Raw genomic sequence first — 12,518 nt, 5'->3', positions numbered from 1 at the left:
ATATGGTAGTAGGCGACGCTTCTCTCAATATCGACACATTAGTAATTGGTGCGGGTCCTGGCGGCTATGTAGCTGCCATCCGCGCTGCTCAACTGGGCCAAAGCGTATTGATCGTAGACAAATCCGAACTGGGCGGTGTTTGTTTGAACCGTGGATGTATTCCATCCAAAGCCCTGATCTCTGCTGCACACCAATATGAGTCTGCACTTCACGGTGAAGCTTTTGGTATCACTGCTGAGAACGTGAAAGTGGACTTCAGCAAAACTCAAGAATTCAAAAACGGCGTTGTTAAGAAAATGACTGGCGGCGTAGCTGGTTTGCTCAAAGGCAACAAAGTTGAAGTTTTCAATGGTGAGTGCATGTTCATCAATGAAAACGAAGCTCGTGTATTCAACGACCACGAGTCTCCACGTTACAAATTTAAAAATGCAATTATCGCAACAGGTTCCCGTCCAATTGAACTGAAACCTTTCCCATTTGGCGGACGCATTCTGTCTTCAACAGAAGCTCTGAACTTGCCTGAAGTACCAAAAAGCATGATCGTTATCGGTGGCGGTTATATCGGTGCTGAGCTTGGTCAAATGTATTCCAAATTTGGTGCGAAAGTAACAATCATCGAAGGATTGGATACAGTACTGCCAGGTTTCGATAAAGACATGACTAGCCTTGTGGCTAAAAACATGAAGAAAACAGGCATCGAAATCGTAACGGGTGCAAAAGCTGAAAGTGCTGAGCAAACGGATAAAGATGTAACTGTTAAATATTCTGTAAATGGTGAGTCCAAAGAAGTAACTGCAGATTACCTGCTGGTAACTGTTGGACGTCGTCCAAACACAGATGGTGAGCTTGGTTTGGACCTGATCGGTGTAGACGTTGACGAGCGTGGATTCGTTAAAGTTGACCACCAAGGTCGTACTAGCATTCCTCATATCTTCGCTATCGGTGACATCGTATCTGGTTTGGCTCTGGCACACAAAGCTTCTTATGAAGGTAAAGTGGCTGCTGAAGCAATCGCAGGACAACCATCTGTAGTTGACTACAAATGTATGCCGGCTGTTGTGTTCACAGATCCAGAGTGTTCCAGCGTAGGTTACACGGAGAAAGAAGCTAAAGAGAAAGGTTACAAAGTTAAAGCAGGCAAATTCCCTTATGCGGGTAACGGTCGTGCTGTATCTTTGAACCACGCTGAAGGCTTCGTGAAAATCGTAGCTGACGAGGAAAGCGGCCTTGTATTGGGTTGCCAAATCGTAGGTCTGGAAGCTTCTAACTTGATTGCTGAGCTTGGATTGGCAATTGAAATGGGCGCTACTTTGGAAGATCTGGCTCTCACAATTCACGCTCACCCAACTTTGGGCGAAATCGTGATGGAAGCTGCGGAATTGGTTATGGGTCACCCGATCCACATCATCTCCCGTTAAGATCATCTAAGCTTCGGATCCGTCCGGCATTATACGTATATCAAGAGGTGAATAGCGCTAACGCGTTATTCACCTCTTTTTTGTGAGTGTAGAACCTTCCGTAGAGTTATATCATGTACTTTGTGTCGTAAAACATAGGTCCGATTGAATGTGTTTTCAACTCTTTTTCCATCGTGCACAGTGTGATAAACTGTTAAGATGATCAGACATGATGTAACTCAGACCAATCTGGAACTGAGTGGCAACATATATAGAGATGCGAGGGGAAATCAACTTGAAAAACTATCTCGATTTATTACAGGATATTCTGAACAATGGCGTTCATAAAGGAGATCGTACGGGAACAGGAACACAATCCGTATTCGGCAGACAACTCCGTTATGATCTCTCCGAAGGATTTCCGCTGGTAACAACCAAACGAATTCATCTCAAATCGGTTATTCATGAACTGTTGTGGTTTTTGAGTGGCGATACCAATATATCTTATTTGAAAGAAAATGGTGTGAAGATCTGGGACGACTGGGCGGACGAAAATGGAGATCTTGGACCGGTGTATGGTTCACAATGGCGTACTTGGGAAGCACCTAATGGGGAGAAGATCGATCAGATCTCTGCAGTCATTGATTCAATTAAAAATAATCCAGATTCACGACGTCATCTTGTCAGCGCATGGAATGTGGCAGAGATCAATAATATGAAGCTTCCACCTTGTCACTTTGCGTTTCAGTTTTACGTTGCAGAGGGTAAATTATCATGTATGCTAACAATGCGTTCAGTGGATACCTTCCTCGGGCTGCCTTTTAACATCGCGAGTTATGCGCTTTTAACTCATATGATCGCGCAGCAATGTGACCTTGAGGTGGGTGATTTCATCTGGTCTGGTGGGGATGTTCACATCTATTCCAACCATGTTGATCAGGTCAAAACTCAGCTGGAGCGTGAACCTTATGCGTTACCTAAGCTAGTAATCAAGCGTAAGCCCGATTCGATTTTTGATTATAAGTTTGAAGATTTCGAGTTTGAGAACTATCAGCATCATCCGGGCATTAAAGCTCCAATTGCAGTCTAATTATGTGTTCAATCTCGATAAGTGCGTGTTCAAAAAGTCTGGTTTTCAGTAACAAGAAGATGGAATGAAGCTAGAAATGGAGTAGCGGAGCGTAGGCAAACTACGTGAGCAACGGACATTTCGGTTGAATTTCAACTTCGACGCTGATGATGCCGCTAGGCATGATTCGTAATCAAAAGTGGATTTTTGAACAACTTCTAGAAGAGACTTGGATTGAAGGAGTGTATTACCCTTGAGTATTGAATTGGTATGGGCAATGGGGGAGAACGGTGTGATCGGATTGAATAATACGATTCCATGGCGTTTACCCAAAGATATGGCCTTTTTCAAACAACGTACGTTAAACAAAACGATTATTATGGGACGTAACACGTGGGAATCTTTTGGCGGTAAGCCGCTTCCTCAGCGCCGTAATATCGTAGTGACAAGAGATCTGAACTACAAGGTGGACCAGGCTGAGATCGTACATACGATTGAAGAAGGGTTGAGCGTAACCAAAGGTGAGGAACTGTGCGTAATTGGAGGTTCCCAAGTGTATCGCGAGTTCTTGCCCTTTGCAGATCGTCTTGTGGTGACCAAAATTCATGAGAATTTTGAGGGAGATACGTTTTTCCCCGACGTGGATTGGTCTGAATGGGAACTGATTGACCAGATTGAAGGCGAACAGGATGAAAAAAATGTTCACGCATATACGTTTGAATTTTATGAGCGTAAACAGTAAATATGGCATATAAAAATCCTGACTTCGGTCGTGGTTGTATGATGGGAGGCGCTGATTGCGAAATATTCGTGAACAGCGTCTTTTCTTTATAAAAACATAGCCGTTTGTTTAGAATGGAATCCATATTACATTAATATAACATGAATGATTGAAATGTATGTATATTATACATAAGATTCAGCATTAAATAGTAAAAAAGTGTAAAAGATTTGGGGATTTAACGTTGTGAAGCCCTAAAACAGGTCTGGAATTCGGAAATACGAACGATTCCTAGCAGAATATGTTGAATTTCATGACAAATTATCTAACATTTATATGACGTTTCGACTTATTAACTCTTTATCAAACACCAGATTTCGGAGTTCAAGACCACATTTAACGCCAAAATAAGGGTATTGACCATAGGTAGACTTCAAAGATATGATGTATAAAATACAAATAATTATGCGGATAATCCATTTAATATTCACCACAGTAAATGCTACTATAATTGAAATATCTTCGAGAAGATTTTGTGATACAATAGACAAAAACTCAAGTAATGAGTAATCCATTTCATATAGAACCATGCACATGAAGGGATTAAGACAAGAACGGATGGGGGAAAACGTAAGATGTCTACACCTACTGGATTTATGGAATACAAACGTCAACTGCCAGCGGATCGTGAGCCAGCGGAGCGGATCAAGGATTGGGAAGAGTTTCATAAACACATGGCTGAAGAAGAACTCAGAACACAAGGTGCACGATGCATGGATTGTGGTACCCCGTATTGCCATACAGGTATAGATATGACTGGCGGCACGTCAGGTTGCCCCGTGCATAACCTGATTCCGGAATGGAATAATCTTGTATATCGCGGACTGTGGAGAGAAGCACTTGAGCGCCTTCACAAAACCAATAATTTCCCGGAATTTACAGGTCGCATCTGTCCAGCTCCTTGTGAAGGATCTTGTACAGTTGGCTTAATCGGTCAGCCTGTAACCATCAAAACGATTGAAGAAGCAATTATTGAAAAAGGTTTCGAAGAAGGATGGGTCGTTCCGGAGCCTCCTGAAAAACGTACAGGTAAACGTGTAGCTGTGGTAGGCTCAGGTCCAGCTGGCTTGGCAACTGCGGCTCAGTTGAATAAAGCGGGACATTTGGTAACCGTATATGAGCGTTCGGACCGTGTCGGCGGATTGCTGATGTACGGTATCCCAACGATGAAATTGGATAAAAAGGTCGTTCAACGTCGTGTTGATCTGCTTGAAGCAGAAGGGATCCAATTCATTACAAACACCGAGATCGGTAAAGATATTGCAGCACAACAACTGGTGGATGAATATGACGCTGTTGTATTGTGCGGTGGTGCAACGAAGCCGCGTGAATTCAATATTGAAGGCAGCGACTTGAAAGGCGTTCATTACGCCATGGATTTCCTGAATGGCAGCATTAAGAGCTATCTCGACTCCAATCTGGAAGATGGTCAATATCTGTCCGCCAAGGACAAAGATATTATCGTCATTGGTGGCGGTGATACAGGATCTGACTGTGTAGCTACATCGCTGCGTCATGGTTGTCGTACGATCACTCAATTCGGTACGCATACCCAAGCACCTATGGAACGTGATCGCATTAACAACCCTTGGCCACAATTCCCGAACGTATACACACTTGATTATGCACAAGAGGAAGCCAAAGCATTGTTTGGTCAAGATCCGCGTGAATTCTCCATCATGACAACGAAATTTGTTGGAGACGATGAGGGGAACCTCAAAGAATTGCATACAGTACAGATCGAGCGTATTGTGGATGAAACTGGTCGTAAGATTTATCAGCCGATTCCTGGTACAGAGCGTGTATTCCCGGCTCAGATGGCCATGATTGCCATTGGTTTTGATGGACCGGAACAAACGTTGGTAGAACAACTGGGTCTTGCAACAGATCGTCGTACTAACGTTAAGGCACGTTACGGCAAATACAACACCAATGTGGATAAAGTATTCGCAGCAGGTGACATGCGTCGTGGCCAAAGCTTGGTTGTATGGGCAATTAATGAAGGCCGTGAGGCTGCTCGTGAAGTGGACAAATACTTGATGGGTGCTTCGGTTCTGGTGTAAAAAGTATAGAACGAGTATTAATGACAACCTTCGCGATCAGCGAGGGTTGTTTGCTGTTATTTTAACCAATTTGACTACATATTTCATATAAGTGTGAGCAATAGCATTGCTTTTTACGTGATAAAGATTTATTATTATATTATAATAATTATAAATAAGGATTGAATGAAACCACGAATCCGTACGATAAAAATAAATTTCAATGAATATAAACCGGAGGTGCGACCTGCTATGGCAAGTAACCGGGACAAGTCCATTTCAGAACAGATATTTCACATTAAAAATCAATTAGTTGAAAAAGGATATAAGTTAACACAACAACGGGAAGTTACTGTACGTGTGTTGCTTGAACATGAAAAGGATCATTTTAGTGCAGAGGAAGTTTTCCTCTTGGTTAAAGAGCAGTTCCCTGAGATCGGATTGGCTACGGTATACCGAACTCTCGAACTGCTGAGTGATCTTCAGGTCGTTGAAAAGATTAACTTTGGGGATGGTGCTGCGCGCTTCGATCTGCGAAGTACAGATGGTTCTCATCATCACCATCACTTGATCTGTACCGAATGTGGGAAAGTAGAAGAGATTATGGAAGATGGTCTGCTTCGTTTGGAACAACAGATAGAGCGTCAGTATGGCTTTGCTGTCACGGATCATCGTCTGGATTTCCAAGGTGTATGCAAAGAGTGCAGACAAAAACATGTTCTGAAAGAACAGGCTGCAGTTTAATTCATTCTGGGAGGGTGCTCCCGAATCCAAAATCTGATATAATATGTATCAGAAGCAAGGGGCTTCCGTCGGCGGAAGGCCCCTTTTTGCCGTCATGCGGACGGTGAAGGAGGAGAGATGGACGGATGAAGACACTGGTTATAGCGGAAAAACCCGACATGGGTCGAACCATTGCCGCCGTCATAGAACCAAAGGCCAAGAACAATCGAACCTATCTGGAGGGTGAGCATTACATCATCACATGGGCGATAGGGCATTTACTTGGACTGGCTGAACCGGATGCCTATGATACGAAGTACAAGCGTTGGAATATAGCGGATCTGCCGATCATACCCGATCAGTTCAAGATTGTACCCAATCCGAGAACGAAAGATCAGCTCAAAACGATTGGAGAACTGGCTAAACGGGCTTCAGCGATCGTTAATGCTTGCGATGCAGGGAGAGAAGGGCAGTACATCTTCGCTCTTATACAACAGCAATTGAAGCTGCGTCAGCCTGTAAAGCGTTTATGGATATCGGATTTGACAGCAGAGAGCATTAGACGTGGTTTTGATGGGCTGAAGGATGCCTCTGAATTTGAAAATTTGACCCATGCTGCTCGCGCCAGAAGTGAAGCCGATTGGCTAATTGGCATGAATGCCTCACGGGCATTTACAACCCGTCATAATGCATTGTTGTCTGTAGGCCGTGTGCAGACGCCGGTACTCGCGCTAATCTATGATCGGGAAATAGAGATTGAAGCGTTCCAGTCGCAGACCTTTTATGAAGTGGCCGCCTGGTTTCGGCAGGAAGGTGTCGAGTACCGGGGACTGCGTCAAGGAGATAAGTTGACAGATGCGGAGGCAGCAGAGGCCATTGCAGCCAGTGTGAAGGGCAAGACAGGGCAGATTACCAAATATGAAGCGAAGCAGACGAAGGAATATCCGTATCGTTTGTATGACCTGACCCTTTTACAGCGTGAAGCCAATGCCAAATTCGGATATGGTGCCAAAAAAACACTGGATATCGCACAGGCCTTGTATGAAAAACACAAGGGAATTTCGTATCCGCGGACGAACTCCAACTATGTTACGGAACAGAATATTGAAGGTATGCACAAAACGTTAAACCTGCTTAAAAATGGTACCTATAGTGAGCTTGCGCAAGGGGCTAAACCAGAGCTTGTTCATAAGAATAATAAAGGGGTATGTAATCCGAGCAGGGTTGAAGATCACCATGCGATCCTACCTACTTTGAAGCGACCAGGTACCTTATCCAAGGATGAGCAGAACATCTATGATTTGATAGTAAGACGTTTCTTGTCTCACTTTTATCCTCCGGCGGAGTATAAGCAACATACCGTGCTCACCGAAGTGGAGAAACATCAGTTTAAGACATCTGTCAAAGAGCTGCTGTCCCTCGGATGGAAAGTGGTTCTCGGTTCCGGAGATCAGGAACAGGGTGGGGCAGGCAAGAAGAAGACCAAGAAAAACGGCAATGAAGAAGAGGAAGCTGAAGAGTGGACGGACAAGGCTTTTAGCGTACAACCTGAATTGCCTGTTCAATGTACGAAGAGTGAGTTCAAGGAGAAGGCGACCCAGCCTCCCAAAAGTTATACCGAGGGAACATTGCTGAAAGCGATGGAAAGTGCAGGCAAACAGATCGAGAATGAAGAGCTGCGAGATGCGATGAAAGACAGTGGTTTGGGTACTCCGGCTACACGTGCTGCTACAATTGAGCGCCTCAAAAACGTAGGTTACATTACGATGCAGGGGAAAAAAATGCAGTTAACGCTCAAAGGAAGAACGGCTATCGAATTGATTCGCCGAGCAGGCGTAGATCTGTTAACCTCCCCCGAGATGACAGGCCAATGGGAAAGAAGATTATATCAGATTTCCAAAGGTGAGGCGGGGCAGGACAAGTTCATGGAGAACGTTAAGAAATTTACGTTGTCCATCATTGAGAAGGTGCGTGTGCAAGCCCCGGCGCCGGCAGATGCTTTTGGAGAAGATTCGCGTGCAGGCAGGGGGAAAGGCAAGGGAGCCAGAACCCAGGCAGGTAATACAAGGACATCAGCCAAGACAGCTAGTGGCGGTTCAACTGTAAAAACGTCCCGTCAGACTTCGGCATCTTCATCGAGAGCCGTCAGTGCGAAAAGCACCACCAACAAGGCGCCATCTTCCACTGCGAGCCCAACCGGAGTGAGAGAGTTACTGGCACCTTGTCCTTCTCCCGGCTGTACAGGTCAGATTATAGAGGGCAAGAAGGGTTATGGATGCTCACGTTTCAAGGAAGGCTGTTCGTTTGTGGTATGGAAAGAGTATGCGGGCAAGAAAATCACCAGTACGATGTTAAAATCGCTGATTGAGAAGGGGAGTACCCAGGTCCTATCGTTCAAACGAAAAGACGGGAGTACCGTGAAGGCACGTATTATTTTGCAAGACGTGGTAACAGGCAAGTTATCTGGTGAGAAACAGGATGCTTGATGTTAGTCATGATAAAGTAAAAGGACCCTTATCCAAGGGTCCTTTTTTGTTGCTGCTGATGTATATTTTCGTGTATGACTTTGGGTACCTCTTCCAGTGCAGTGATGGTATACATCGATGTTTCCGGATTGGGTTGAAGTTCTACGATGTTGTATTGCCATTCATTTGGTTGTTTGATATATATGCTGTGTATTCCGGCTTTTACCGCGGGCATAATGTCTGTCCGCAGTGAGTTGCCAATCATCCATGTCGCACGACGATCAAACGGACCGTTAGACAGAATGCCTTCCAGTGCCTCTATGTTTTTGTGTTGTCGGATATAGATCCGATCATCAAAATACGCCGAGAGTTTCATCTGATCAATCTTACGCTGCTGGATCACAGTTTCGCCGCCGGTATATAAGTAGAGGGAATGTCCTGCGCCTTTGAGGTTCTCAAGCGTTTCAACCATATGAGGATAGGGTTCAACTTCCTGTTCGTACACGCTCATACCCAACTTGCTCAGATAAGATTCTTCTCTGGGAGAAGTTGATCTGGCAAACTTCCCAGAAAAGTAACGATAGGTATCAATCAGGGATTGCGGGAAATGGTGACTTGCAAAGCCAAGCTTGTCCACTCCGGTTACATCAATCTCCAGCTGTTTCTCACGGATCTCTTGCGTTGTCAAAGAATGTCCATCAAACCACTCCTGCATATTCTCAAAGAATTCTCCCAAAATCAGGTTGAAATATTTATTGCAGTATACGAGTGTATCATCAAGGTCAAACAAAATATGTTGTTTCATTAATTTCATGATCTAACTCACTCCTTGTAGCCAGCAACTCCACATTGGGTCAAATGAATTATATGCGAATGTAAGATTCCAGAAACATATTCAATTCAGATACGCCATCTGGGCGAATACTGTATTTCTCTTTACGGTTGCTTCCGAGCAGATGAGTTCGCAGCAGACCTGCGATGCGCAGCGCCATCACCTGATCTTTGACCGTATCTTCGTCTTTGCCCAATTCTTCACACATCTCAGCGAGAGACTTGGGTTCATCCGATACGTAACGAAGCAGGCGAAGTCTTTCGGGATCAGCCAGTGCATGGGTGAATCGTAAAAGGCATGTTGGCGGCTGATCTTCATTTTCTTCAGGTGCATCTACCGGATACTGCATAATCATCATTCCCTCATAGAAGCAGTACATATTAATAGGGCGATTGTGCACCGTTGGAAACAGGATAACTTCGTTCAGTCCAGGCATCGGTTCAACAAGAACGCCCGCTGTAGCATATTCAATAAGCAGTTCAGAGCCCATTTTATCAAGCAAAATGCGTTTTTCCTCGGCATCTTCTTCCAGCCATACACGCTGATCTTCGCTCATATTCTGGCAGTAGTGTTCATCCCATAGTCGCAATAATGGGACATAACTGTTCCGAATGCGTGTAGATTCTTCTATTGTAAGTGCGGGCAGAAGAGGAGACACACGTGCATATAGGTCTTCCGCAGTCATTCCGGCAAGCATGTCCAGGAAATCACGATTCTCTGATGTATCATTTTGATATGCTGCCCATGCAAACAAAACATCAAAATCATCAAAAGGCCAAGTGGCAGCAGGTGCGAGCGCAGCTCGTACATTGGAACTTAGTTTGCCTTCCACTTCCAGAATCCATTCAGGACCAATATCCAGATGCTGAATCCATTTTTTCGTGACATAAACCAGAAAGCTGTTAAGCATTTCATATATCGGTGAAACATCAATTTTCACATGATAAGCCATAATGTTGCAGAATCCTCCCGTCACATCTAAATGTACGCAGCGACTTAACTACTATTATGGCTTGTTTTGCAGGGCGTTGTCCACTATAATGTTCAAGTCCGGGGCAAAGCCCTGGTCCATGAATAGCAGTTTAAAACCATATGTATAACATACGAAAGTCGTCAGCGATGGCGATTTTTCTTTGTGTGCTTGCAGGAGGAATGAATTCGTGTCATCGATTACTCGTCCCAAACGATCACACTCGACAGCCAGTTATCTGATTCTGATTACGGTTATTGTGGTGGCGGGCATAAGTCAGGGGCTTTTGCTTCCTGTGCTTTCGATTTTTTTGGAGCAAAAAGGGGTTTCACCAGGTTTAAACGGATTAAACGCTGCCGCCTTGTACGTTGGTTCATTTGCCATGACGTTAGTTGCGGAGCGACTACTGGGTGCATTGGGGTTCAAAAAGCTGATTGTAGGCGGCCTGTTATTGGTCATGGTTCCTTTGATCCTGTTTCCTTATTTACCGGATATTAAAATATGGTTCATTTTACGTCTGGTCGTTGGAATAGGAGATAGCGCACTACATTATGCGGCCCAGCTCTGGGTGCTGCTTGTTACTGCACCTGAAAAGCGTGGACGTTACATATCGTTATATGGCATGTCCTACGGTCTCGGATTCAGTATTGGTCCTCTCGGAATAAAGCTGCTTGGCTTCGGTGATGCTGTCCCTTTCTGGGTCTTGTTCATCTGTATTGCAGCAGTACTTATCCTAGTATTAATGAAGCTTCCGGATACGAAACCGGAAAAAGCAGAGCATGGCCAACTGCCGGAACGTCGCTTCCGTCGCAGTCTGGCATGGGCCTGGTATGCACTTTTACCAGCACTCTTATACGGATATATGGAGGCCGGTATGAATAGCAACTTCCCCGTGTACGGCCTTCGGATTGGATTCGATACCAATCAGATTTCATCGTTGCTTCCATTTATCGGTATTGGAGGTTTGTTCCTTCAATTGCCCCTCGGAATGTTGAGTGACCGATATGGGCGTAAGAAGATATTGATGTTTGCGGGCATCAGTGGGGGGATTGTATTCATGCTGGTTCCTGTTGCAGGTACGCACTTCTGGTGGACACTTGTATTGTTAACGATCGCAGGTGGTCTGGTCGGTTCCTTTTTCTCATTGGGCTTGGCCTATGCCGCAGACATTTTGCCTAAAGTGTTGCTGCCCGCAGCCAACGTGGTGGCATCCTTTCATTTCACAATTGGAAGCATTATCGGACCGAATCTGGGTGGTCAGATGATCAACTGGATCTCACCCGGAAGTATGTTCACCCTGCTTGGAATCATGTACCTTCTTTTTGGTGTGGCAGGTATATTATTTCGTCGTAAACCTGAGTTCGAATCTGTGTTAAAATAGAAGCTGGTGTTCGCATGGAAATTGATGTCCATTTCCGAGTACACTAGTGGTAGGGAAAAACATGGACAAGAGGAGACATCGCGATGATCAGAGTAGAGAACTTGAGTAAATCCGTTGGCGTGGACCGCGTTCCCGTTCTGCGGGATATTCGATTTGATATGCAACAAGGTGAGATGATTGCTGTCGTTGGTTCAAGCGGCAGCGGTAAGAGCATGTTGCTTAAATGTTTGGCCATGATGGAAAAATGGGATTCTGGCCGATTCACGGTGGATGGTGCCGAGATCTTGAAAGAAGGCTGGTCTGGAAAACGGAAAATCAAACGGGAATGGGCATACTTGGAGCAGAATCCTGAGTTATTCCCCAGACGTACAGCTCTTAAAAATGTATTAATCGGGCGATCGGGTCAGACTCCCGTATGGAGAATGGTGACCGGTATGGTACGTTCCGATGATTATATGGGTGCTATGGATTATCTCGAAGGATTGGGATTACTCGATAAGGCACATCAAATCGCAGAAAAGCTTAGTGGCGGCGAGAAGCAGCGCGTTGCCATTGCAAGAGCACTTGCTCATGGTGCCAAAGTGGTTCTGGCCGACGAACCTGTGATTGGTCTGGACCCTCACACGGCAGATTCGGTGCTGGAAACATTGCGCAAATTATGTGAAGAAGAACGTGCTACAGTCATTGCAGTACTGCCTATTGAGCTTGCTGAGAAACATGCCACGCGGATCTGGGGATTGGCAGAAGGCAAGATTGCTTTTGACATTCGTGGACGGAGACTGACGCAGCAAGAAAAAAACCAGATTTAAACTATTGAAAAGAGTGATGAGATTGTTTAATTCACGGTGGGGACGCTTC

At 44.9% G+C, this 12,518-nt stretch carries 10 protein-coding genes; 8 read left to right on the top strand and 2 right to left on the bottom strand.

The genetic code is table 11. The annotated features are described in order from the left end of the window. Positions 1-2 precede the first annotated feature (2 nt). The 6 genes from lpdA (at position 3) to MKY85_RS17150 (ending at position 8,498) form a co-directional block, all read left to right on the top strand. On the top strand, positions 3-1,418 hold the full coding sequence (lpdA, locus tag MKY85_RS17175) for a dihydrolipoyl dehydrogenase (RefSeq protein WP_342570280.1): 1,416 nt from the start codon (positions 3-5) through the stop codon (positions 1,416-1,418). A 274-nt stretch (positions 1,419-1,692) separates the two neighbouring features. Beyond that, positions 1,693-2,487, top strand: a complete 795-nt coding sequence (thyA, locus tag MKY85_RS17170) for a thymidylate synthase (protein ID WP_076328531.1) — start codon at positions 1,693-1,695, stop codon at positions 2,485-2,487. A gap of 232 nt (positions 2,488-2,719) precedes the next feature. Next, complete coding sequence (locus tag MKY85_RS17165) at positions 2,720-3,208, top strand: dihydrofolate reductase (protein ID WP_339234462.1); 489 nt, start codon at positions 2,720-2,722, stop codon at positions 3,206-3,208. A gap of 614 nt (positions 3,209-3,822) precedes the next feature. Continuing rightward, positions 3,823-5,310, top strand: coding sequence for a glutamate synthase subunit beta (locus tag MKY85_RS17160; protein WP_339255827.1), 1,488 nt, complete (start codon positions 3,823-3,825; stop codon positions 5,308-5,310). A gap of 231 nt (positions 5,311-5,541) precedes the next feature. Then, positions 5,542-6,033 (top strand): Fur family transcriptional regulator, encoded by a 492-nt coding sequence (locus tag MKY85_RS17155; RefSeq protein WP_339255825.1) that lies wholly within the window; start codon positions 5,542-5,544, stop codon positions 6,031-6,033. A gap of 125 nt (positions 6,034-6,158) precedes the next feature. Beyond that, positions 6,159-8,498, top strand: a complete 2,340-nt coding sequence (locus tag MKY85_RS17150) for a DNA topoisomerase 3 (protein ID WP_342570278.1) — start codon at positions 6,159-6,161, stop codon at positions 8,496-8,498. Positions 8,499-8,526: 28 nt separating this feature from the next. Here the strand turns inward: MKY85_RS17150 and MKY85_RS17145 are convergent, their stop codons facing one another. Both MKY85_RS17145 and MKY85_RS17140 read right to left on the bottom strand, forming a co-directional pair. Next, complete coding sequence (locus tag MKY85_RS17145) at positions 8,527-9,291, bottom strand: HAD family hydrolase (protein WP_342570276.1); 765 nt, start codon at positions 9,289-9,291, stop codon at positions 8,527-8,529. 49 nt (positions 9,292-9,340) lie between these two features. Beyond that, complete coding sequence (locus MKY85_RS17140) at positions 9,341-10,261, bottom strand: helix-turn-helix domain-containing protein (protein ID WP_315935822.1); 921 nt, start codon at positions 10,259-10,261, stop codon at positions 9,341-9,343. A 208-nt stretch (positions 10,262-10,469) separates the two neighbouring features. Between MKY85_RS17140 and MKY85_RS17135 the strand changes: the two genes are divergently transcribed. Together MKY85_RS17135 and MKY85_RS17130 are read left to right on the top strand one after the other, a co-directional pair. After that, entirely contained in the window at positions 10,470-11,660 is a 1,191-nt protein-coding gene (locus MKY85_RS17135; RefSeq protein WP_342570270.1) for an MFS transporter, read from the top strand. Positions 11,661-11,743: 83 nt separating this feature from the next. Continuing rightward, positions 11,744-12,469, top strand: coding sequence for an ATP-binding cassette domain-containing protein (locus MKY85_RS17130; protein WP_036613671.1), 726 nt, complete (start codon positions 11,744-11,746; stop codon positions 12,467-12,469). Positions 12,470-12,518: the final 49 nt, after the last annotated feature.

The sequence above is a fragment of the Paenibacillus sp. FSL R5-0749 genome (assembly GCF_038595085.1).
GTDB lineage: Bacteria > Bacillota > Bacilli > Paenibacillales > Paenibacillaceae > Paenibacillus.
The sequence above is the reverse complement of the archived record's forward strand: the minus strand, read 5'-3'. Positions and strand labels throughout refer to the sequence as shown.

Bases quoted from the DNA above. Each gene is read 5' to 3' on its own strand.
- MKY85_RS17140 (WP_315935822.1), bottom strand. From the start codon at position 10,261: ATGGCTTATCATGTGAAAATTGATGTTTCACCGATATATGAAATGCTT.
- MKY85_RS17145 (WP_342570276.1), bottom strand. From the start codon at position 9,291: ATGAAATTAATGAAACAACATATTTTGTTTGACCTTGATGATACACTC.
- MKY85_RS17150 (WP_342570278.1), top strand. From the start codon at position 6,159: ATGAAGACACTGGTTATAGCGGAAAAACCCGACATGGGTCGAACCATT.
- MKY85_RS17160 (WP_339255827.1), top strand. From the start codon at position 3,823: ATGTCTACACCTACTGGATTTATGGAATACAAACGTCAACTGCCAGCG.
- lpdA (WP_342570280.1), top strand. From the start codon at position 3: ATGGTAGTAGGCGACGCTTCTCTCAATATCGACACATTAGTAATTGGT.
- MKY85_RS17130 (WP_036613671.1), top strand. From the start codon at position 11,744: ATGATCAGAGTAGAGAACTTGAGTAAATCCGTTGGCGTGGACCGCGTT.
- MKY85_RS17155 (WP_339255825.1), top strand. From the start codon at position 5,542: ATGGCAAGTAACCGGGACAAGTCCATTTCAGAACAGATATTTCACATT.